Raw genomic sequence first — 20,900 nt, forward strand, 5'->3', positions numbered from 1 at the left:
TAAACGGAGGTAATGTCATGAGCAGAAAACTGGTTATCGATCCCGTGACCCGTATCGAGGGTCACGGCAAGGTCACGGTGCACCTGGATGACGACAATAACGTCATCGACGCCAAGCTGCACGTCGTGGAATTCCGGGGTTTCGAAAAGTTCATCCAGGGCCATCCCTACTGGGAGGCGCCGATGTTTCTGCAGCGTATCTGCGGCATCTGCTTTGTCAGCCACCACCTGTGCGGGGCCAAGGCGCTGGACGACATGGTCGGTGTCGGCCTGAAATCCGGCATCGATGTCACACCGGCCGCGGAGAAAATGCGCCGCCTCGGCCACTACGCGCAGATGCTCCAATCCCATACGACGGCCTATTTCTATCTGATCGTGCCGGAGATGCTGTTCGGGATGGACGCGCCGCCTGAGCAGCGCAACGTGCTCGGCCTGATTGAGGCCGATCCCGAGCTGGTGAAAAGAGTCGTGATGCTGCGCAAATGGGGCCAGGAAGTCATCAAGGTGGTGTTCGGCAAAAAAATGCACGGCATCAACTCGGTGCCCGGTGGCGTCAACAAGAATCTGAGCATTGCCGAGCGCGACCGTTTGCTGAACGGGGAAGAAGGCCTTCTGGCGATGGATCAGGTCATCGACTTCGCACAGGATGGACTGCGCCTGTTCTACGACTTCCATGAAAAGCACCGGGCGCAGGTGGACAGTTTCGCCGACGTACCCGCACTCAACATGTCCCTGGTCGATGCCGACGGCAATGTGGACTACTACCACGGCAAGCTGCGTATCGTCGACGACGACAAGAACATCGTCCGCGAACTCGATTATCACGACTACCTGGATCACTTCAGCGAAGCGGTCGAGGAGTGGAGCTACATGAAGTTCCCTTACCTCAAAGACCTGGGAAGGGAAAAGGGTTCGGTGCGCGTCGGGCCGCTGGGCCGCATGAACGTGACGAAGACGCTCTCGACGCCGCTCGCCCAGGAGGCGCTGGAACGCTTCCATGCCTACACGAAGGGGCGGGCGAACAACATGACCCTGCACACCAACTGGGCACGGGCCATAGAAATCCTCCACGCCGCGGAGGTCATCAGGGAATTGCTGCACGACCCGGACCTGCAGAAGGATCAGCTGGTGTTGACGCCGCCCGCCGGCGCGTGGACCGGCGAAGGGGTCGGTGTGGTCGAAGCGCCACGTGGAACCTTGCTCCACCATTACCGTGCCGACGAGCGCGGCAATATCACCTTCGCCAACCTGGTCGTCGCCACCACTCAAAACAACCAGGTCATGAATCGCACGGTGCGCAGCGTCGCCGAGGACTACCTGGGCGGGCACGGCGAGATTACCGAGGGCATGATGAACGCCATCGAGGTGGGCATACGCGCATACGATCCTTGCCTGAGCTGCGCCACCCACGCCCTGGGGCAGATGCCGCTGGTGGTTTCGGTCTATGACGCGGCGGGGGGGCTGATCGATGAACGCACCCGCTGAGTTTCCCCTCGTGACCCTTGAGGATTTCGACGATCCGTCGAGCCTGATTTATGGCATCGGCAACGTCGGTCGGCAGGACGACGGACTGGGCTGGGCCTTGATCGACTGGCTGGAAGCGGAGTCGCTGTGCCCGAAAGCGGAAATCCAGAGGCACTATCAACTGCATCTCGAGGATGCCGACCTCATCAGCCGCAAGAGGCGGGTGTTGTTTATCGATGCCACGAAGGACGCCTCGGTGGAATCATTCACGTTGGAGCGCGCAGAACCGAAAATGGACTTCAGCTTTACCTCGCACGCGATCTCGATTCCATCGATCATGGCGACCTGTCAACAGTGTTTTCAGCGCTTGCCCGAAGTGTATGTGCTCGCGATCAGGGGGTATGAATGGGAACTCAAAATGGGGTTGACCCAGAGGGCAAGGCAAAACCTGGACGATGCGACCGCTTATCTCGCGATGCGGCGGAGTGTCGAGTCTCGTGAATTTAGTTAGACGGAGAACGTAATGAAAGAACTGGAAATCGACAGGATCGCCACGATGATCTATGAAGCCCCATTGGGCGAGTATATCGGCCGAGATGGCGCCGGCATCCTTGCAGAACATGCCGTCAGTGAGTGCCGCCTCAAGGATGGTGAGTTTCTCTACCGACAAGGAGAGAGCGCGAGCAGCTTCTATATCGTGACCGAAGGGCGTTTGGCCCTTGTCAAGGCGCGAAGCGCCGTGGGCAAGGAGCGCATCGTGCACGTGTACGAAGAGGGCGATCTGGTCGGTGAGTTGAGCTTTGTCGACCAAACCCCGTATACGTTATCGGTTCGCGCGCTGGGCGAAGCATCTCTTCTCTGCTTCAACGCGGACGGCATCGAGCCGCTGATCACGGAACAGCCGTTGCTCATCTACAATTTCATGCGCGCCATCATCAAGCGCGTCCACCACGTGGTTGCCACCGTCGGAGAGCACGAGATGGAGTTGCAACAGTACATCTCGACGGGGGGCAAGGGACGGAGTTAAACGCCAACGCTGGGCGCATCCGGCGCATGCCTCGTTACCACGGCGGTGAATCAACTGCACGTCGCCGGTGGCCTGGATGTGATCTGCACCATGTGCATCGGGATCGGCCAAGGCATCGCAGCCGTGTTGGAGCGTGTCTGAAATCGTCCTGATTTGTATGCGTCGTCTCCTGGTGGCGTTTGCTTCCTCCCCGCCGCCGGGCTTTGGCCGGATCATTGAACGGCTCGGTGATCCGGCTGAGTCTTCCTAATGTTCGCTAGCGATATGACCCCCTTGAACTTGCTCGGTCCCGTCTGTAGCCGGGCGCGCAGCGATCAGCACAAGAGGATGAAAACCATGCCTTTGACAATTGGAGTGCCGACTGAAACTGTGCATGGCGAGCGTCGCCTGTGTGTCGTGCCGGACGTGGTCAAAAGATATCTCGGGCTCGGCGCGCAACTGCTGATACAGTCCGGTGCCGGCCAGCCCGCGCATCTGCGCGACGAGATGTTCGGGGACGTTCGCTTTGCCGCAAAGTCGGAAGAAGTGTATTCAACCGCAGATGTCGTACTGTGCGTGCAACCGCCGTCGGTAGAACTGATCGCAACGATGAAGCCGGGCAGCGTGCTGCTCGGCATGCTGCAGCCGTGGTCGGATGCGACACGCGCGCAGCAGCTGATGGACAAGCAGATCACTTCGTTTGCGCTGGAGCTGCTGCCGCGGATCACCCGCTCGCAGAGCATGGACGCGCTGTCGAGCCAGGCCGCGGTTGCGGGCTACGAGTGCGCGCTGATCGCGGCCGATCACTGCCCAAAGTTTTTCCCTATGCTGACCTACGCCGCGGGCACGATCCGTCCGGCGAAGGTGCTCGTGATCGGGGCGGGCGTCGCGGGGCTGCAGGCGATCGCCACGGCGCGGCGGATCGGCGCGATGGTGGAAGCCTATGACGTGCGTGCCGAGACGCGCGAGCAGATCGAGTCGCTCGGCGCGAAATTCGTCGACACCGGCGTGTCGGCAGAGGGCACGGGCGGCTACGCGCGCGAGCTCACGGACGAGGAAAAGGCGAAGCAGGCGGAGCGCCTCGCGAAGGGCGGTTTCAAGTCCAAGTGCAACAAAAACTCAATGCACTAAATCCGGCTGCTGGGCCAGCCGCGCCAAATGCTCGGCATAGACCTCGATGGGCTTGCGCCACCCCAGAGTCATCCTGGGCCGTCCATTGAGCTCATCGGCCACAGCGTCCAACTGCTCCTGGCTGTAGCCACTCAGATCAGTCCCCTTGGGGAAGTACTGGCGCAAGAGCCCATTGGTGTTCTCGTTGCTCCCCCTTTGCCAGGGACTGTAGGGGTCGCAGAAGTACACCTTCATGCCTGTGTTCTCGCTGAGCTGGCGGTGCTCGGCCATCTCGCTGCCCCGGTCGTAGGTCAGGGTCTGGCGCATCGGCTGGGCTATTGTCTTGAGCTTGTCGCTGAAGGCTTGCAGTACATGCGCCGCTGTGGCGGGGTTGGGGTGTGGCAGCTTGACCAGCACCACCAGACGGGTGGTGCGCTCGACCAGCGTGCCAATCGCACTGGCGTTAGCCTTGCCTTTGATCAGATCACCCTCCCAGTGGCCGGGCAACTGGCGATCCTCGATCTCGGGTGCTCGCACATGGATGCTCAGCAAGTCTTGCGTCTCCTTGCGGCGATCCTTTCCCCTGGAGCGGGGCCAACGTTTGGCGTGGGCCATGCGCAGGCAGGACACCAGCTCCTTCTTGAGCTCTCCCCGGGGCTGGGCGTAGATGCAGGTGTAGATGCTTTCGTGTGAGGCTTGCAAGCGGCGATCCTGTGGGTGAAGACGCTGGAGTTCGTTGGCGATTTGCTGGGGCGACCACTTGTGGCGCAGGTAGTCGCAAACCAGCGGGAACAAGGGCCCTTGGCGGTGCAGCTTGGGGCTGGGACGGGCTTGGCGTTTGCGATTGTCACTGCGCTGCTGGGCGAACTTGGAGGCGTAGCCCTTGCCGCCTGCATTGCGATTGCACTCGCGGCTGATAGTGCTCTTGTCACGCCCCAGGGCCCTGGCTATGGCGCTGAGGCTTTGCTTTTGCTGCAGCCCCAGGGCTATCGCATGGCGTTCGGTCTCACTCAACTGCTGGTAATTTTTCTTGGTCATCTTGGCCTCAATTCTCGGTGTTGCACTTCGGAATTGAGGCCGCCAAGGCCGTTGCGCAGTGCGACGCGTTGATCACGACCGCCGCCGTCCCCGGTAAGCGCGCCCCGCGCATCATCACCGCCGACATGATCGCGCGGATGAAGCCGGGTGCGGTCGTCGTCGATATGGCGGCCGAATCCGGCGGCAATGTCGAGGGCACGGTTGCGGGCAAGAAGACCTGGATCAACGACGTCCTCGTCATCGGCCCGGCCCACATCGCCAGCCGCATGCCCGTGCACGCGTCCGAGATGTACGCCAGGAACCTCTTCAACTTCCTCTCGCCATTCATCAAGGAGGGCACACTCGCGCTCGACTGGGAAGACGAAGTGATCGCCGGTACCTGCCTCACCCACGCGGGGGTGCTCAAACACGTGGGCGTGCGGAAGGCGCTGGGACTCATGGCCGAAATGGAGGTGGCTTGAATGGAAGGCATTGCCGCGTTGTATATCTTCATGCTGGCCGCGTTCACCGGTTACGAGGTGATCGCGCGCGTGCCGGTGATCCTGCATACCCCGCTGATGTCGGGCTCGAACTTCGTGCACGGCGTCGTGCTCGTCGGTGCGATGGTGGTGCTCGGCGACGCCGATCCGGCCGATTCGGTGCAACTCGCGATCGGCTTCGTCGCAGTGTTCCTCGGCGCGGCGAACGCTGCCGGCGGTTACGTCGTGACCGAGCGCATGCTCGCGATGTTCAAGCCGGGCGCCAACAAGGCGGGAGGTGCGCAATGAGCGACGTCATCCAGTTGGCGTACTTCGCAGTGGCCGTGGTCTTCATTCTCGGCCTGAAGGCGATGAGCTCGCCGGTCTCCGCCCGCAAGGGCATCGTGTGGGCCGGCTACGCGATGGTCGCGGCCACCCTTATCACACTGCTTAAACCGGGCATGGAAAATTACGGCCTGATGATCACCGCCATTGTGCTCGGCGGTGCCGTCGCGTGGTGGTCCGGCAAGGTCGTCAAGATGACTGACATGCCGCAGATGGTCGCGATCTACAACGGCATGGGCAGCGGCGCGGCAGCGGCGATCGCAGCGCTCGAGTTCGCGCGCGGCAGCATGCATGGCGGCTTCGCTGCGACGCTTGCGGTGCTTGGTGCGCTGATCGGCTCGGTGGCGTTCTCGGGGTCATGCATCGCCTTCGCAAAGCTGCAGGGCATCATGACCAAGGCGTGGCGGCTGCCGGCGCAGAACGTGGTGAATGTTGCGCTCGCCGGGATTGCCCTGGTGCTCGGCGGCGCGATCATCTTTGGCAGCACTCCGGCGTCAGAAATGGTGATCGCATTTTTCGTGGTTGCGCTTGCCCTCGGCGCAATCCTCACCAGCCCGATCGGCGGCGCCGACATGCCGGTTGTGATTTCGCTCCTGAACGCATTCACAGGCCTCGCGGTCGGTTTCGAGGGTTACGTGCTCGGCAACCCGGCGCTGATCGTCGCGGGCATCGTCGTCGGTGCGTCCGGTACGCTGCTGACGCAGTTGATGGCGAAGGCGATGAACCGCCCGATCAAGAACATCATCTTCACGCCGATCACCGGCGCGGCGGCGGGTGGTGGCGAGGCGATCGGGGGCTCGATGAAGGAGCTCTCCGCACTGGACGGCGCTTCGGTGATGCGCTACGCGTCCAAGGTCATCATCGTGCCGGGCTACGGCATGGCGGTCGCCGGTGCGCAGCACAAGGTGTGGGAGATGGCGCAGTTGCTGGAAGAAGGTGGCGTCGAGGTCGTGTTCGCGATCCATCCGGTCGCGGGCCGCATGCCGGGTCACATGAACGTGCTGCTCGCGGAGGCCGGCGTGCCCTACGACAAGATCTTCGACCTCGAGGAGATCAACGCCGACTTCCCGCAGGCGGATGTGGCGCTCGTGATCGGCGCGAATGACGTCGTGAACCCGGTCGCGCGCACCGACAAGTCGAGCCCGATCTACGGCATGCCGATCCTCAACGTCGACATGGCGCAGAACGTCATCGTCGTGAAACGCGGGCAGGGCGCGGGCTACTCGGGCATCGAGAATGCGCTGTTCTTCAAGGACAACTGCCGCATGCTGTACGGCAGTGCGCAGCAGATCATCGGCGAAGTCATCACCCATGTGAAGGCGCTGGAGGTCTAATTTGATACAGTCAAATTAAGATGAAGTAGAATTTCTTCATAACCTAGTCCAGGGGAGCGGAATGGAAGCACTGCCGAACGATTGGGTGGCCCTGGCCGCGCTGGTCTTCATGCTGGGCGTCAAGCACGGCTTCGATGCCGATCATCTCGCCACCATCGATGGCCTGACCCGTTTCAACCTGCGCCATGGCGCCCCCGTCGCCCGTGCCTGCGGCATCCTGTTCTCGCTGGGGCACGGCACGGTGGTCATCGCCATCGCCCTGGCCGTCAGCACCCTGGCCCGCCGCTGGCAGGTGCCCGGCTGGCTGGAGGCCAGCGGTGCCTGGATTTCCATCGGCTTCCTCGTCGCGCTCGGCGTCATCAACCTGCGCGCCGTGCTCACCACGCGGCACGACGAGGTGGTGCAGCCCGTGGGTCTGAAGGGCCGCTGGCTCGGTCGGCTGCAGCATGCCTCCCATCCCCTGGCCGTCGCCGCCGTCGGCGCGCTGTTCGCCCTGTCCTTCGACACCGTCAGCCAGGCCGCCCTGTTCGCCGCCGCCGGCGCGCAGTATGGCGGATGGGGCCACGCCCTGGCGCTCGGGCTGCTGTTCACCCTCGGCATGCTGGTGATGGATGGCATCAACGGGCTGTGGATCTCCCGCCTCATCCGCCGCACCGACCAGATGGCCCTCGTCGCCTCCCGCGTCATGAGCCTGGCGGTGTCAGGCACCAGCCTGCTGGTGGCGGCCTTCGGCGTCATGAGGCAACTGCTGCCCGCCGTGGACGCCTGGAGCGACGGCAAGGAGCTGGCCTTCGGGCTGTCCGTGGTGTGCGTCATCGCTGGTAGCTTTTTTCTTGCGCTGCGCCTGACCCGGGTGCCGGCGGTGGCAGCGGCGCGGCCCATGCGGTTCGTCGAATAGCCGGGCCGCATCCGGCCACGCGCCGCATTCGTCTACCCGGCTGGCAACGTAGCGTTTAAGCTGCGCAGATTTTTAACCGGACACTACTGAGATCCGATCATGTTTGAGCGATTGTTCAAATATCCCTCTGCCTCGGCGCGCCATCGTCAAGGGCCGTTGGCGGACGCCCGAGAGCAATTTCGGCAGCACTGCGCCGACCAACGAATGGCGCACGGTACCTCGCTTCGGATCGCCCGTGGACTACTGATGATCGCCCAGCAAATGGATACCGTCGCCGAGGCGCTGGTCACCCCCCGGCAAGCCGGACAAGGTCGTGGTCGTTGCCTGCTGCGCAAACTGCTGACTATCATGAATGCCATCCTCAAAACCCAGACGCCGTGGATAGCGAAATGCGCTTGATTTTGAACACGGTTGCTCCACGTCTGCCCCGATTGCTACCGGCCGGAGCGAAAGTGGCTGGGCGGGATTCGCACCCGCTGAAAGACAGCGCCTTTGCACGGCGCACTCCGACAGGCTGCTCGCGGGTGGACACGGCGCGTGACATGCTGCTACACTGCCTGCAGGCGAGCGGTGCGCACGTCCGGCGCTCCGCGATCGTTGCCTCCACTGAGTGGGATTTTCATCCGCAGGGTGCCTTTCGCATCGAGGCCCTCGGCAAGCGCGCGACCGACGACGAGACATTGAAAACCTATCTGGACGCCTTGGCGCTGACGCTCGATCCCTGCGTCGCTGACGAGGTCAGGCTGCACGATGCATGAGATGTCGCTGGCCGAGGGCGTGCTGCAGATCGTCGAGGACGCGGCACGGAGCCAAGGCTTCTCCCAAGTGACCGCGGTGAGGCTGGAGATCGGCCGGCTGTCCAGCGTCGAGCCGGAGGCGCTGCGCTTCTGCTTCGACGTGGTGGTGCGCGGCAGCCTGGCGGAAGGGGCGCGTCTGGAGATCGTGGATATCCCCGGCACGGGCTGGTGCCTGCAGTGCAGTGAGACGGTGCCGGTCAATGCGCTGTACGACTCCTGCCCGCGCTGCGGCAGCAGCCAGGTGCAGCCCACTGGCGGCACGGAAATGCGCGTCAGGGATCTGGAAGTGGCGTAACCTCACGTCAGGACAAGGAGACAGAATCGAATCATGTGTACCATCTGCGGCTGCGGCGCCGGCGAAACCCGCATCGAAGGCCAGGAACTGGAGCATACGCACGAGCACGTGCATGCCGACGGCACCGTCCATGCCCATGCCCACCCTCCTCACGAACAGGATCACCATTACGCGGATCATGACCACGACCACGCTCATGCCCACCGCGCCGTGCGCGGCACCGACCATCTGCACTACGGTCACGGACCCGCTGGTGCCCATGCCCCAGGCATGAGCCAGGCGCGGATGGTGAAAATCGAGCAGGACATCCTCGGCAAGAACAACGCCTACGCGGCGCAGAACCGCCGCTGGTTCGATGAGCACGGCGTGTTCGCGCTGAACTTCGTCTCCAGCCCCGGCTCCGGCAAGACCACGCTGCTGGTGCGCACCATCGAGGCGCTGCAATCCACCTGCGGGCTGGCCGTCATCGAGGGCGACCAGCAGACCTCCTTCGACGCCGAGCGCATCCGCGCCACCGGCGTGCGCGCCCTGCAGATCAACACCGGCAAGGGCTGCCACCTGGACGCCTACATGGTAGGTCACGCCCTGGAGCAGCTGCGGCCGCAGGACGAGAGCGTGCTGCTGATCGAGAACGTGGGCAACCTGGTGTGTCCTTCCGCCTTCGACCTGGGCGAAGCCCACAAGGTGGTGATCCTCTCCGTCACCGAGGGGGAAGACAAGCCCCTCAAGTATCCGGACATGTTCCGGGCTGCCAGCCTGATGTTGCTCAACAAGTGCGATTTGCTGCCGCACCTGTCCTTCGACGTGGAGCGGACCATCGAGTATGCCCGGCGCGTGAATCCCGCGCTGCACGTGATCCGCACCTCGTCCACCACCGGTGAAGGCTTCGCCGAGTGGCTGGCGTGGATCACTGAAGGACTGGTCGGCCAGCGCGCCAAGCGCAGCCAGAACGTGGACCTGCTGCGCGCCCGCGTCGCCGAGCTGGAAGCGGAGCTGGCGGTGCTCAAGCGCTGATCGCCGAGCCCGCATGCTGATGCCGCGAACCCAGCGCCAGCCCCGGCCCGTCCGCATCCGCATCCGCGTGCGCGGCGTGGTGCAGGGCGTGGGCTTCCGGCCCTTCGTTTATCGCCTGGCGCAGGAACTGGGCGTCGCCGGCTGGGTGCGCAACGACGGCGCCGGCGTGGACATCGAGGTCCAGGGGAGCGCCGCGGCCATCGCCGAGCTGCGCGAGCGGCTGCGCCGCGACGCGCCGCCCCTGGCGCGAGTGGATGAGATCGGCGAGGAACGCTGCGCGGTACAAGCCGACGCCGACGGCTTTGCCATCCTCGAGAGCAACCGTTCCGATGCCGCCGTGCACACCGCCATCGGCCACGACACGGCGGTGTGCGCCGACTGCCTGGCGGAGCTTTTCGACCCCGCGGACCGGCGCTACCGTTACGCCTTCATCAACTGCACCCAGTGCGGCCCGCGCTACACGCTGACGCGCGCGCTGCCCTACGACCGCGCCACCACCAGCATGGCGCCGTTCCCGCAGTGCCCGCCCTGTCTGGGCGAGTACCAAGCGCCGGAGCATCGCCGCTTCCACGCCGAGCCCAACGCCTGTCCGGATTGCGGCCCCAGCTTGATGCTGCTCGATGCGCAGGGCATGCCGGTGCCGGGCGTAGACCCGATTGCCGGAACGGTGGCGCGCGTGCTGCGCGGCGAGATCGTCGCCATCAAGGGCCTGGGCGGCTTCCATCTCGCCTGTGACGCGCGTAATGCCGAGGCGGTGGCGCGGCTGCGCGACCGCAAGCAGCGCGAGGAGAAGCCCTTCGCGGTGATGGTCGCCAACCCGGTGACGGCGGCGCAGTGGGGCGATGTCTGCAGCGGCGCAGAGATCCTGCTCGCGGCGCCGGAGCGCCCCATCGTGCTGCTGCGCAAGCAGCGCATCGTCGACGAGCAGCTGCACGGCGTGGCGCCGGGACTCGCCTGGCTGGGCGTGATGTTGCCCCATACGCCGCTGCAGTACCTGCTGTTCCACGAGGCGGCCGGCCGGCCCGACGGGCTCGCCTGGCTCACGCAGCCGCAGCCGCTGGTGCTGGTGATGACCAGCGCCAACCCCGGCGGCGAGCCGCTGGTCATCCGAAACCATGTGGCGCTGCAACGCCTCGCCGGCATCGCCGATGCCTTCCTCCTTCACGACCGCGAGATCCTGGTGCGCTGTGATGATTCTGTGGTGAGAGCCGAACCCACCGATCACCCATCGCAGCAATTCATTCGTCGTGCTCGGGGTTACATACCGCGTGCCATCAAGCTCGCCCGCAGCGGTCCGTCGGTGCTGGCGCTGGGCGGCTACTTCAAGAACACCGTGTGCCTGACCCGCGGTGACGAAGCCTTCGTTTCCCAGCATGTGGGCGATCTCGACAACGCCGCCACCTGTGAGGCGATGATCGAGGCGGTGGCCCATCTGCGGCAGGTGCTGGACATCCAGCCGCGGCTCGTCGCCCACGACCTGCATCCGGAATTCTTCAGCACGCGCCACGGGGCGGAACTGGCGGCGGAATGGGCCGTGCCCGCCGTCGCCGTGCAGCACCATCACGCCCACATCGCTGCGGTGCTGGCCGAGCACCGCTCGGACGGGCCCGCCATCGGCTTGGCGCTGGACGGCGTCGGCCTGGGCAATGATGGCCAAGCGTGGGGTGGCGAACTGCTGCTGGTGGACGGCGGCTCCTGCAAACGCCTCGGTCACTTGCGCCGGCTGCCGCTGCCCGGCGGCGACCGCGCGGCGCGCGAGCCTTGGCGCATGGCTGCCGCCGCGCTGCACCTGATGGGGCGTGGCGAGGAGATCGCAGAGCGCTTTCCGCAGCAGCCGGGGGCGAAGATGGTGAACCGCATGCTGGCCCAGCGGTTGAACGCGCCGCTCACTTCCAGCATGGGCCGCTGGTTCGACGCCGCCGCCGGCCTGCTGGGCACGCGCGAGACCATGGCCTACGAGGGCCAGGCGGCGATGCTGCTGGAAGGGCTGGCCGAGCGCTGGGGCGAGGGGCTGGCGCTGCGCGATGCCTGGCGCATCGGCGCGGACAACGTCCTGGATCTGCTGCCGCTGCTGGAGGCGCTGTCCGCCGAAGCAAACCCGGCGCGCGGTGCGGCGCAATTCCATGCTACGCTGGTGGCGGCGCTGGAAGCTTGGGCCGTCGCGGCGGTCCAGGACACCGGCGTGCGCACCGTCGCCTTCGGCGGCGGCTGCTTCCTCAACCACATCCTCGTCCGCAACCTGGGTCGACGCCTGGCGGCACGCGGCCTGACCGTGCTGACGGCGCAGCAGCTGCCGTCCAATGACGGCGGCATCGCCCTCGGTCAGGCCTGGGTGGCGCTGCGGTGGGCGCCTCAACTTATGGAAGAGTAGAAACATGTGCCTTGCTATACCCGCACGCATCGCGGAGAAACTCGACAACGACATGGCCCTCATCGACCTGGGCGGCGTGCGCAAGGAGATCTCGCTGGCGCTGGTGGATGACGTCGCCGTGGGCGACTACGTCATCGTGCACGTGGGCTACGCACTGACGAAGCTGGATCCCGAAGAGGCGGAACGCACCCTGAAGCTGTTCGCCGAAGCCGGCATGGTGCAGACGGAGGGTGCGTCATGAAATACGTGGACGAATTCCGGGACGGCGAGCTGGCCCGTACCCTGGCGGCGAAGATCGCCCGCGACGCCGACTCCGGGCGCAGCTACAGTTTCATGGAGTTCTGCGGCGGCCACACCCACGCCATCTCCCGCTACGGTGTCAGCGATCTGTTGCCCGCCAACGTGCGCATGATCCACGGCCCCGGCTGCCCGGTGTGCGTGCTGCCCATCGGCCGCATCGATCTCGCCATCAAGCTCGCGTTGGAGCGTGGTGTGATCCTCTGCTCCTATGGCGACACGCTGCGCATCCCCGCCTCCGAGAGCCTGTCGCTGCTCAAGGCCAAGGCCCGCGGTGCGGACATCCGCATGGTCTACTCGGCGGCCGACGCGCTGGCCATCGCCCAGCAGAATCCCCAGCGCGAAGTGGTGTTTTTCGCCATCGGCTTCGAGACCACCACGCCGCCCACCGCGCTGGTGATCAAGCAGGCCGAGGCGGCCCGCGTCACCAACTTCAGTGTGCTGTGCAACCACGTGCTGACGCCTTCGGCCATCATCACCATCCTCGAGTCGCCGGAGGTGCGCAAGCTGGGTACCGTGCCGCTGGACGGCTTCGTCGGCCCCGCCCATGTCAGCACCGTGATCGGCAGTCGGCCCTACGAATTCTTCGCCGAGGAGTACCGCAAGCCGGTGGTGATCGCCGGCTTCGAGCCGCTGGACGTGATGCAGGCCATCCTCATGCTGGTGACGCAGGTCAACGAGGGCAGAGCCGAGGTGGAGAATGAATTCACTCGCGCCGTCACCCGAGACGGCAACCAGAAGGCCCAGGCCTTGGTGTCGGAAGTCTTCGAGCTGCGCTGCTCCTTCGAATGGCGCGGCCTGGGCGAGGTGCCCTACAGCGCCCTGCGCATCCGCGCCAGCTACCGCCTGTTCGACGCCGAGGCCCGCTTCGGCCTCGCCTACCGGCCGGTGCCCGACAACAAGGCCTGCGAATGCGGCGCCATCCTGCGCGGCGTGAAGAAGCCCACCGACTGCAAGCTCTTCGCCACCGCGTGCACGCCGGAGAATCCGATGGGCTCCTGCATGGTGTCGAGCGAAGGGGCGTGCGCGGCGCATTACAGCTACGGGCGGTTCAAGGACATCGAAGTGGTGGTGGCAGCTTGATGAATTTAACCGCAGAGACGCAGAGGCGCAGAGTTTTCTCCGTGTCTCGGCGCCTCTGCGGTGAGGATCGACGATGAGCGAAGTGAAGAAAGGCTATATCCGGCCGCTGGATTTCAAGCACGGCCGCATTGACATGAGCCACGGCGGCGGCGGGCGCGCCATGGCGCAGTTGATCGACGAGCTGTTCCTGCGCGCTTTCGACAATGAGTGGCTGCGCCAGTTGAACGATCAGGCCTGTTTCGCCGTCACCACGGGGCGCATGGTGATGGCCACTGATGCCCACGTGGTGTCGCCGCTGTTCTTCCCCGGCGGCGACATCGGCGGCCTGTCGGTGCATGGCACCATCAACGACGTGGCCATGGCCGGCGCCCGGCCGCTCTACCTCGCCGCCAGCTTCGTCATCGAGGAGGGTTTTCCGCTGGCGGACCTGCGGCGCATCGTGGACTCCATGGCCCAGGCGTCGCAGGAAGCGCGGGTGCCCATCATCACCGGTGATACCAAGGTCGTCGAGCAGGGCAAGGGCGACGGTGTTTTCATCACTACGACCGGCGTCGGCGTCGTGCCCGAGGGCGTGAGTATCAGCGGCGAGCGGGCCCGGCCGGGCGACCGCATCATCGTCTCCGGTGCCATCGGCGACCACGGCATGGCCATCATGTCGCAGCGGGAGAACCTGCGCTTCGACACCGAGATCGTCTCCGACACCGCGGCCCTGCACGGCCTGGTGACGGCGATGGTGATGGCGGTGCCCGACATCCACGTGCTGCGCGATCCCACCCGCGGCGGCGTCGCCACCACGCTGAACGAGATCGCCCGGCAGGCCGGCGTGGGCATGATGCTGGACGAGGCGGCGATTCCGGTGAATCCGCAGGTGGCGGCCGCCTGCGAATTCCTTGGCCTGGATCCGCTTTACGTCGCCAACGAGGGCAAGCTCGTCGCCATCTGCGCGGCGGGCGATGCAGATCGACTGCTGGAAGTGATGCGTGCCCATCCCCTGGGGGCCCGCGCCGCCGTCATCGGCGAAGTCACCGAAGATCCTCATCACTTCGTGCAGATGAAGACCGCCTTCGGCGGACGGCGCATCGTCGATTGGCTCTCCGGTGAGCAGTTGCCGAGAATATGTTGAGAGGTTGATTTTGAAACGCAGAGACGCCGAGACGCGGAGGAATTCAGAACAGGTTTTCTCGGCGCCTCGGCGCCTCGGCGTTTAATGCAGCGTGATTCATGCGAATACTCTTCCTCACCCACAGCTTCAACAACCTCACCCAGCGCCTCTACGTGGAACTCACCGGGCGCGGGCACGAGGTGTCCATCGAGTTCGACATCGCCGACAGCGTGGCCGAGGAGGCCGTCGCGCTGTTCCGGCCGGATCTCATCGTGGCGCCCTATCTGCGCCGGGCGATACCCGAGTCCATCTGGCGCCAGCACGTTTGCCTGGTGGTGCATCCGGGCATCGTCGGCGATCGCGGTCCCTCGGCGCTGGACTGGACGATCCAGGAGGGTGTGGATGAGTGGGGCGTCACGGTGCTGCAGGCCAACGGCGAGATGGATGCCGGCGACATCTGGGCCACCGAGACCTTTCCCATGTGCCTGGCGAAGAAGAGCAGCCTCTACCGCAACGAGGTGACGGCGGCGGCGACCCGCGCGGTGCTGGCGGCGGTCGGGCGCTACGCCGTGTATCGTTCCGGCGCATTCCGCCCGCGGCCGCTGGACTATGCGGATCCAAACGTGCGCGGCCGGCTGCGTCCGCTCATGAAGCAGGAAGACCGTAGCATCGACTGGCAGCGCGAGAGCACCGAGCAGGTGTTGCGCAAGCTCCACGCGGCGGACGGTTTCCCCGGCGTGCGCGACGAACTGTTCGGCGTGCCCTGTCATCTCTTCGACGCCCATGCGGAGTACCGCCTGCGGGGCGAGCCGGGCGCGCTGCTGGGGCGGCGTGAGGGTGCAGTGCTGCGCGCCACGGTGGATGGCGCGGTGTGGATCGGCCATGCGAAGCGCGCCGACCGCGATGATGCGCTGAAGCTGCCTGCCACCCTGGCCTTCGCCGAGGAGACGAAGGATCTGCCCGAGTACACCGTGCCCCTGTGGCGCGAAGAGGAGGGAGACTGGAGCCCGCTGCGCTACCATGAGGCCGGCGGCGTCGGCTACCTGCATTTCGATTTCTACAACGGCGCCATGGGCACGACGCAATGCCAGCGCCTGCTCGCCGCCTACGAGTTCGCGCGCAGCCGGTCCACGAAGGTCATCGTGCTCCTGGGCGGTGCGGACTTCTGGTCCAACGGGATCCACCTCAATCTCATCGAGGCGGCGGACAGCGCCGCCGATGAGTCCTGGCGCAACATCAACGCCATCGACGACGTGGCCCGTGCCGTCATCGAGACCGGCGGCCAGCTCACCGTCGCCGCGCTGCGCGGCAACGCCGGCGCCGGCGGCGCCTTCCTGGCGCTGGCGGCGGACGAAGTGTGGGCGCGCGAGGCGGCGATCCTCAACCCCCACTACAAGAACATGGGTAACCTCTACGGCTCCGAGTACTGGACCTACCTGCTGCCCAGGCGGGTGGGCATGGCGCGCGCCCGCGCCATCATGCAGAACCGCCTGCCCCTCGGCGCCGCGGAAGCGGCGCGGGAAGGCGTGGTGGATGCCTGCCTGTCCGGCGACGTGGCGGCCTTCACCGTGCAGGTGGTGGCCCGTGCCGAAGCGCTGGCCGCTGCGGTGGACCTGGCACAGCGGCTCGAGGAGAAGCGCGCGCGGCGCGTGCGCGACGAGGCCGTGAAGCCGCTGGCCGCCTATCGCGACGAAGAGCTGGAACACATGCGGCGCAACTTCTACGGCTTCGATCCCAGCTATCACGTGGCGCGCTATCATTTCGTGCGCCGCACGCCGCACTCGTGGACGCCGCGGCATCTGGCCGCACACCGCGACATCGATTGGGGGACAGGCCGCCTGAAGGCCGTGAAGCCATGACGACAAAAACCAGGTTGCCCACCGTGCTGGTGGTGGATGACGAGGTGCGCTCCCAAGAGGCGCTGCGCCGCACGCTGGAGGAGGAATTCGAGGTGCTCACCGCCTCCGGCGCGGGGGAGGCGCGAGGCATCATGGAGCGCGACTTCGTGCAGCTGCTGCTCTGCGACCAGCGCATGCCCGGCATGTCCGGCGTGGAGTTCCTCAAGCAGGTGCGCAGCCAGTGGCCGGACGTGGTGCGGATGATCATCTCCGGCTACACGGACTCCAAAGACATCATTGCCGGCATCAATGACGCTGGCATCTACCAGTACATCCTCAAGCCGTGGCAGCCGGAGCAGCTACTGCTCACCCTGCACAACGCCGCCGAGCTTTACCGGCTGCAGAGCGAGAACCAGCGCCTGGCGCTGGAGCTGCGCACCAGCGAGCCGGTGCTGAAGAAGCGCGTCCACGTTGGCGCGGCTGGTGGTGGTGACAATGGCCGTTTTCAGGCCGGCGGCCTTCGCTTCGCCCAGCTGGCGCGCCACGCCGGGACGAATCTCCACGAGGCCGGCGATCACGGCCTCGGTGTAGCGGCGCGTCTTGTCCTTGTGCAGGGCAGCGACGAACCCGTCCACGTCGCGTGCGGCGAGCAGGTCCGGGTGGTCCTCGGCCAGGAAACGCCGGATGCGCTCCTTGCCGCCGGAGACCTTGAGCAGAACGCGATAACGCTCCAGGCTCCAGTGCCCCAGGTTTGCACAGCCCCCGGCTCGGGAATCCCACCCGAGCCGTTCCACGAGGGGGCCAGGTCGTTCTTGGGACGGTCCGGCGAACGACTTGCCGGGCCCATCGCGGCGAAGGTGGCATTGAACGCCTGGCGGTGTAGCTGCTCGGTTTCGGCGAGGGTGCCGTCCACGTCAAAAAGCAGCGCCTTGAGCGTCATGACGTGACGCCTTCGGTGACCGGAGCGCACGACAGCGGCAGCGTCGAGGCGCCGGTGACCCGGTCGGCGACGCGGAAATCGCTGGTCAGGCGGTCCGCCGCCGCCGGGCGGAACAGATGGTCGGCGAAGGCGACGTGGGTAGGGTGTTGCTTGTAGCTCTCGATGACCTCTGGCGCGGCGAAGCGGATCAGCCAGCAGTGACGGTACCGCGCGCTCTGGTCGGCGACGCTGCCGACGGTGACTTCGCGCACCCCGGGGATTTCCGACAACACCCGCTGCCCTTCCGCCATCAGGGCGCGCAGCCGGACCTCGTCGTGGTTGGGGGCGTTGTAGAGCACCACGTGCTCCACGTTGATCCAGGGGCGGCAACGATCCAGCACCTCCGCCGCCCGTCCGGCGGCGCCGAAGACGGGGTCTCCTCGTTTTCAGTGCAATAAGTGACGGTACGCAAAGCTAGCACTGGCGCGGGGGTGGTCTGGGTAGACCGTTGATTTCATTGACTTTCCTGTTCGCTTTGTAAACGGGTATGGTGGCCTCCCACTTTTGAGGTTCACGATGCAGGGTTGGCACACAACGTTTTTGGGGATGCGTGGGCTCCCCCGCGATATCAGCGACTTCGAGATGAAGGCATTTTTCACCTTCGATGGTGCCGAGCGCGACGCAATCAATGCACGCCGAGGTGATTCCCACAAGCTTGGTCTGGCGCTCCATATTGGTTTCCTGCGCATGAGTGGGCGTTTGCTCGGTGCCTTTCGGGTAATTCCAGTAGCCTTGTGGCGCCACCTTGGCAACGAGCTTGGCATTGCAGCACCAGAAGTCGCCTCGCTGAGAGCCATGTATGAACGCGGGCGCACGCTATTCGATCACCAACAAGTAGCCTGCACGGTCCTTGGATTCCAGTGGATGAGCGAGCACCAGCGCCGCTCACTGGTACGTGAACTGCGCGACGAAGTGGCGCGCTGCGCCGACCGCGATCAGCTACTCGTGCGGGCGCGTCAATGGCTGTACAAGAACAAGCTGGTGATCGTGCACGAGCGGGCAATTCGGACACTGATTGCGGCGGCACTTGCCCAGCTTGAAGTTGAAACAGGCACCGCCATCGCCGCCAGCGTTGATCCAGCAACACTTGATCGCTGGCGAGCCTCAGTTTCAGAGCTGCGCCCAGATGGACAAACCCAGCAGAGTTGGCTATGGGCTGCACCGGCGAAACACTCAACCCGCCAAATCAGCGAGGTACTGGAGCGCATCGACCTGCTTTACACGCTGGACGTTCATAAGCACCTGGCAGACATCCCCGATCTCATCTTGCGCCGCTACGCGCGCCGACTTGTCTCCAGGCCGCCCTCAGCCGGAGCCAAGATCAAAGAGCCAGCGCGCACCGTGGAGGTCGCATGCTTTCTTCGGTATTGCCTGTTCACCACCACAGACCAGTTGATCCTTATGGTGCAGCGCCGGATCGCCGATCTGTGGCGTCAGGCTGCCGCCGATGTCCCCGCTACCGTCAATTGGGCCGCAATGTACAAAACGCTGCTCGGCGAACTTGTTGCCTTGAGCGCGCAAGGTGCGGTGCCAGATGCTGAGTTGCGTGCCCGTCTTGAAGCCTTGATCACCGAAACCCAGAAACGCAAACCACCGAGCAGGGCCTCCCTGGTCCGCGAGGGATTGATTGATGGAATTCGCCCCGTGCGGTCGTTGCTCGTCGCCATTGCAAAGCTGCCCTGGCAGGCCACCGGCGAGCATCCTGCCATCGAGTACCTTGCCAAGCTGCAAGCTTTATATCTCAAAGGATCCAGAAAGCTGCCAGTTGAAGTGGTGGCACCAAGTCTGGGAATGATCTGGCAGGTTTCGATCTCCAGCCCAGACCGGGAACGGGCGTTTCAGGCGTTGGAGGTGGCCACCCTGTTTGCCCTGCGCCGCGCGGTGCGCAATGGCTCGGTCTGGATTGAGCACAGCCTGAGCTTTCGGGGTCGTGCGCGCTTGTTCTTCACGGACGAGCGTTGGCAGGCAGAGTCCAAGAAACACTATGCCCGTCTATCGTTACCCAGCAAGGCTGCCACTTTCTTGAAGCCTTTGCTGGCCAGAGTAACTGCCGGTGTCGATGCGGTGGCCGCTGCAGCCCGCAGTGGCGTACTGCGCGTGGATGATGAACTCCATTTGTCGCCATTGCCCGCAGAGGACGAAGACCCAGAAGTGACCAAGCTGCGCGCGGCTTTGGATCACCGCATCGGTGAGGTTCAATTGCCGGAAGTGATTCTGGCCGTTGACGCCCAGGTGCGCTTTAGCTGGATCATGCTCGGACGTGAGCCGCGCTCTACCGACGAGCTGCTGATGGTCTATGCCGGCATCATGGCCCACGGCACCAGTCTGACTGCGGTCGAATGCGCGCGCATGATTCCGCAATTGTCTGCCACCAGCATTCGCCAGGCCATGCGCTGGGCGCGGGACGAACGGCGTCTGAGCCAGGCCTGCCAGGCTGTGCTGGAATTCATGCAGCGACACCCGATTGCCGCCACCTGGGGGCGGTCCGATTTGGCATCTTCTGACATGATGAGCATGGAGACCACCAAACGGGTGTGGCAAGCCCGGCTTGATCCTCGGCGCAACACACCTTCCATTGGAATCTACTCCCATGTAAAAGACCGGTGGGGCATCTTCCATGCGCAGCCCTTTGTGCTCAATGAGCGCCAGGCGGGCGTGGCCATTGAAGGTGTCATCCGCCAAGAAAAGCTGGAGACCAGCCAGCTTGCTGTGGATACCCATGGCTACACCGACTTTGCCATGTCACATGCCCGTTTGCTTGGTTTTGATCTTTGCCCGCGGTTGAAGGAACTCAAACAGCGCCACCTCTTTGTGCCACGCGGCACCAAAGTGCCCGCAGAAATCGCTGCGGTGTGCGAAGCCAATGTCGACGTCGCTTTGATCGAAAAGCATTGGGATAGTCTGGTGCACCTGGCAGCCTCGGTCATGAGCGGACATGCCAGTGCGGTGGCAGCTCTTGCGCGGTTCGGTTCTGCCGCCCAGGGCGATCCAATCTATGAGGCTGGCGTGCAATTGGGGCGGTTGCTGCGTACGGCGTTTTTGGCTGACTACTTTGTCAAGGACGCTTTCAGGAACGAGTTGCGCCGGGTGCTCAATCGGGGCGAGGCTGTTAACGCCCTCAAGCGCGCCATTTATACCGGCCGGATCAGCCCGGCGCAGGCCAAACGTGTCGATGAAATGCAGGCTGTGGCCGATGCGTTGAGCCTGATGGCCAACATCGTGATGGCGTGGAATACCTCACAGATGCAGGCGGTCCTGGATCGCTGGTCGAACCGCCGCCAGGTCATTCCACCGGAACTGATCGGGAAGATTGCGCCCACCAGGCTGGAGAGCATCAACTTGCGGGGTGTGTTTCGCTTCCCGGTTGACCGCTATGCTGACCAAATCCTGCCTTCGCGGCCAAATGCATCGATAACTGGCACCAATGGATGAAACCGACCACGGTTTGACGCCACGAATCGCAGATTTGAAA

General features: G+C 64.6%; 21 protein-coding genes and 1 pseudogene. 20 read left to right on the plus strand and 2 right to left on the minus strand.

Annotation, left to right across the window (positions count from 1 at the left end):
• Positions 1–17: 17 nt before the first annotated feature.
• The 5 genes and pseudogenes from RMET_RS07670 to RMET_RS07685 all read left to right on the plus strand — a co-directional run bounded on the left by RMET_RS07670 (position 18) and on the right by RMET_RS07685 (position 3,600).
• Positions 18–1,484, plus strand: a complete 1,467-nt coding sequence (locus RMET_RS07670) for a Ni/Fe hydrogenase subunit alpha (RefSeq protein ID WP_011516268.1) — start codon at positions 18–20, stop codon at positions 1,482–1,484.
• Positions 1,468–1,974 carry a hydrogenase maturation protease gene (locus RMET_RS07675; protein ID WP_011516269.1) on the plus strand — a complete coding sequence of 169 codons (507 nt, stop codon included), beginning with the start codon at positions 1,468–1,470 and terminating at the stop codon, positions 1,972–1,974. The genes RMET_RS07670 and RMET_RS07675 overlap by 17 nt, the downstream gene beginning before the upstream one ends.
• 12 nt (positions 1,975–1,986) lie before the next feature.
• Entirely contained in the window at positions 1,987–2,490 is a 504-nt protein-coding gene (locus RMET_RS07680; RefSeq protein ID WP_011516270.1) for a Crp/Fnr family transcriptional regulator, read from the plus strand.
• Between the two features lie 9 nt (positions 2,491–2,499).
• A pseudogene (locus RMET_RS32130) lies at positions 2,500–2,631 on the plus strand (3-oxoadipyl-CoA thiolase); the annotation flags it as partial.
• A 186-nt stretch (positions 2,632–2,817) separates the two neighbouring features.
• Positions 2,818–3,600, plus strand: coding sequence for a Rossmann-fold NAD(P)-binding domain-containing protein (locus RMET_RS07685; RefSeq protein WP_196776405.1), 783 nt, complete (start codon positions 2,818–2,820; stop codon positions 3,598–3,600).
• Here RMET_RS07685 and RMET_RS07690 read toward each other — a convergent pair.
• Positions 3,589–4,617: an IS30-like element IS1088 family transposase gene (locus tag RMET_RS07690; protein WP_011516271.1), complete on the minus strand. Its 1,029-nt coding sequence runs from the start codon at positions 4,615–4,617 to the stop codon at positions 3,589–3,591. The two genes, RMET_RS07685 and RMET_RS07690, sit on opposite strands and share 12 nt — an antisense overlap.
• A gap of 17 nt (positions 4,618–4,634) precedes the next feature.
• Here RMET_RS07690 and RMET_RS07695 point away from each other — a divergent pair, with 17 nt between their 5' ends.
• The 14 genes from RMET_RS07695 (at position 4,635) to RMET_RS34450 (ending at position 17,396) form a co-directional block, all read left to right on the plus strand.
• On the plus strand, positions 4,635–5,078 hold the full coding sequence (locus RMET_RS07695) for a Rossmann-fold NAD(P)-binding domain-containing protein (RefSeq protein WP_269750009.1): 444 nt from the start codon (positions 4,635–4,637) through the stop codon (positions 5,076–5,078).
• A complete protein-coding gene (locus RMET_RS07700) occupies positions 5,079–5,384 on the plus strand; it encodes an NAD(P) transhydrogenase subunit alpha part 2 (protein WP_041240119.1) in 306 nt (101 codons plus the stop codon). It abuts the gene before it with no gap.
• The gene (locus RMET_RS07705) at positions 5,381–6,754 is read left to right on the plus strand and encodes an NAD(P)(+) transhydrogenase (Re/Si-specific) subunit beta (protein WP_011516272.1); all 1,374 of its coding nucleotides are present in this window, start codon (positions 5,381–5,383) and stop codon (positions 6,752–6,754) included. Before RMET_RS07700 ends, RMET_RS07705 begins: the two co-directional genes overlap by 4 nt.
• Before the next feature lie 61 nt (positions 6,755–6,815).
• A complete protein-coding gene (locus tag RMET_RS07710) occupies positions 6,816–7,652 on the plus strand; it encodes a HoxN/HupN/NixA family nickel/cobalt transporter (protein WP_011516273.1) in 837 nt (278 codons plus the stop codon).
• Between the two features lie 99 nt (positions 7,653–7,751).
• On the plus strand, positions 7,752–8,051 hold the full coding sequence (locus tag RMET_RS07715) for a hypothetical protein (RefSeq protein WP_041240122.1): 300 nt from the start codon (positions 7,752–7,754) through the stop codon (positions 8,049–8,051).
• A complete protein-coding gene (locus tag RMET_RS33530) occupies positions 8,042–8,410 on the plus strand; it encodes a hypothetical protein (RefSeq protein ID WP_146209070.1) in 369 nt (122 codons plus the stop codon). Before RMET_RS07715 ends, RMET_RS33530 begins: the two co-directional genes overlap by 10 nt.
• Positions 8,403–8,744 carry a hydrogenase maturation nickel metallochaperone HypA gene (gene hypA, locus RMET_RS07725; protein WP_011516275.1) on the plus strand — a complete coding sequence of 114 codons (342 nt, stop codon included), beginning with the start codon at positions 8,403–8,405 and terminating at the stop codon, positions 8,742–8,744. The genes RMET_RS33530 and hypA overlap by 8 nt, the downstream gene beginning before the upstream one ends.
• Positions 8,745–8,777: 33 nt before the next feature.
• On the plus strand, positions 8,778–9,758 hold the full coding sequence (hypB, locus tag RMET_RS07730) for a hydrogenase nickel incorporation protein HypB (RefSeq protein WP_011516276.1): 981 nt from the start codon (positions 8,778–8,780) through the stop codon (positions 9,756–9,758).
• A gap of 13 nt (positions 9,759–9,771) precedes the next feature.
• Entirely contained in the window at positions 9,772–12,129 is a 2,358-nt protein-coding gene (gene hypF, locus RMET_RS07735) for a carbamoyltransferase HypF (protein ID WP_011516277.1), read from the plus strand.
• Positions 12,130–12,133: 4 nt separating this feature from the next.
• Positions 12,134–12,370: a HypC/HybG/HupF family hydrogenase formation chaperone gene (locus RMET_RS07740; protein ID WP_041240127.1), complete on the plus strand. Its 237-nt coding sequence runs from the start codon at positions 12,134–12,136 to the stop codon at positions 12,368–12,370.
• Positions 12,367–13,509 carry a hydrogenase formation protein HypD gene (gene hypD, locus RMET_RS07745; protein WP_011516279.1) on the plus strand — a complete coding sequence of 381 codons (1,143 nt, stop codon included), beginning with the start codon at positions 12,367–12,369 and terminating at the stop codon, positions 13,507–13,509. The genes RMET_RS07740 and hypD overlap by 4 nt, the downstream gene beginning before the upstream one ends.
• Positions 13,510–13,582: 73 nt before the next feature.
• Positions 13,583–14,632 carry a hydrogenase expression/formation protein HypE gene (gene hypE, locus RMET_RS07750; RefSeq protein WP_011516280.1) on the plus strand — a complete coding sequence of 350 codons (1,050 nt, stop codon included), beginning with the start codon at positions 13,583–13,585 and terminating at the stop codon, positions 14,630–14,632.
• A 98-nt stretch (positions 14,633–14,730) separates the two neighbouring features.
• Positions 14,731–16,470 carry a hydrogenase maturation protein gene (locus RMET_RS07755; protein WP_011516281.1) on the plus strand — a complete coding sequence of 580 codons (1,740 nt, stop codon included), beginning with the start codon at positions 14,731–14,733 and terminating at the stop codon, positions 16,468–16,470.
• Entirely contained in the window at positions 16,467–17,396 is a 930-nt protein-coding gene (locus tag RMET_RS34450) for a response regulator (protein ID WP_011516282.1), read from the plus strand. The genes RMET_RS07755 and RMET_RS34450 overlap by 4 nt, the downstream gene beginning before the upstream one ends.
• Here RMET_RS34450 and RMET_RS07765 read toward each other — a convergent pair.
• The gene (locus tag RMET_RS07765) at positions 17,386–17,727 is read right to left on the minus strand and encodes a Dabb family protein (protein ID WP_157139102.1); all 342 of its coding nucleotides are present in this window, start codon (positions 17,725–17,727) and stop codon (positions 17,386–17,388) included. The two genes, RMET_RS34450 and RMET_RS07765, sit on opposite strands and share 11 nt — an antisense overlap.
• Positions 17,728–17,944: 217 nt before the next feature.
• Here RMET_RS07765 and RMET_RS07770 point away from each other — a divergent pair, with 217 nt between their 5' ends.
• A complete protein-coding gene (locus RMET_RS07770; protein WP_003049965.1) occupies positions 17,945–20,860 on the plus strand; it encodes a Tn3-like element IS1071 family transposase in 2,916 nt (971 codons plus the stop codon).
• Positions 20,861–20,900: the final 40 nt, after the last annotated feature.

Source organism: Cupriavidus metallidurans CH34 (assembly GCF_000196015.1).
Lineage (GTDB): Bacteria > Pseudomonadota > Gammaproteobacteria > Burkholderiales > Burkholderiaceae > Cupriavidus > Cupriavidus metallidurans.

Bases quoted from the DNA above. Each gene is read 5' to 3' on its own strand.
- RMET_RS07755 (WP_011516281.1), top strand. From the start codon at position 14,731: ATGCGAATACTCTTCCTCACCCACAGCTTCAACAACCTCACCCAGCGC.
- RMET_RS07710 (WP_011516273.1), top strand. From the start codon at position 6,816: ATGGAAGCACTGCCGAACGATTGGGTGGCCCTGGCCGCGCTGGTCTTC.
- RMET_RS07715 (WP_041240122.1), top strand. From the start codon at position 7,752: ATGTTTGAGCGATTGTTCAAATATCCCTCTGCCTCGGCGCGCCATCGT.
- hypD (WP_011516279.1), top strand. From the start codon at position 12,367: ATGAAATACGTGGACGAATTCCGGGACGGCGAGCTGGCCCGTACCCTG.
- hypF (WP_011516277.1), top strand. From the start codon at position 9,772: ATGCTGATGCCGCGAACCCAGCGCCAGCCCCGGCCCGTCCGCATCCGC.
- RMET_RS07675 (WP_011516269.1), top strand. From the start codon at position 1,468: ATGAACGCACCCGCTGAGTTTCCCCTCGTGACCCTTGAGGATTTCGAC.
- RMET_RS07705 (WP_011516272.1), top strand. From the start codon at position 5,381: ATGAGCGACGTCATCCAGTTGGCGTACTTCGCAGTGGCCGTGGTCTTC.
- RMET_RS07670 (WP_011516268.1), top strand. From the start codon at position 18: ATGAGCAGAAAACTGGTTATCGATCCCGTGACCCGTATCGAGGGTCAC.
- RMET_RS07770 (WP_003049965.1), top strand. From the start codon at position 17,945: ATGCAGGGTTGGCACACAACGTTTTTGGGGATGCGTGGGCTCCCCCGC.
- RMET_RS07700 (WP_041240119.1), top strand. From the start codon at position 5,079: ATGGAAGGCATTGCCGCGTTGTATATCTTCATGCTGGCCGCGTTCACC.
- hypA (WP_011516275.1), top strand. From the start codon at position 8,403: ATGCATGAGATGTCGCTGGCCGAGGGCGTGCTGCAGATCGTCGAGGAC.
- hypB (WP_011516276.1), top strand. From the start codon at position 8,778: ATGTGTACCATCTGCGGCTGCGGCGCCGGCGAAACCCGCATCGAAGGC.
- RMET_RS07680 (WP_011516270.1), top strand. From the start codon at position 1,987: ATGAAAGAACTGGAAATCGACAGGATCGCCACGATGATCTATGAAGCC.
- RMET_RS07685 (WP_196776405.1), top strand. From the start codon at position 2,818: ATGAAAACCATGCCTTTGACAATTGGAGTGCCGACTGAAACTGTGCAT.
- RMET_RS07690 (WP_011516271.1), bottom strand. From the start codon at position 4,617: ATGACCAAGAAAAATTACCAGCAGTTGAGTGAGACCGAACGCCATGCG.
- hypE (WP_011516280.1), top strand. From the start codon at position 13,583: ATGAGCGAAGTGAAGAAAGGCTATATCCGGCCGCTGGATTTCAAGCAC.
- RMET_RS34450 (WP_011516282.1), top strand. From the start codon at position 16,467: ATGACGACAAAAACCAGGTTGCCCACCGTGCTGGTGGTGGATGACGAG.
- RMET_RS33530 (WP_146209070.1), top strand. From the start codon at position 8,042: ATGCGCTTGATTTTGAACACGGTTGCTCCACGTCTGCCCCGATTGCTA.
- RMET_RS07740 (WP_041240127.1), top strand. From the start codon at position 12,134: ATGTGCCTTGCTATACCCGCACGCATCGCGGAGAAACTCGACAACGAC.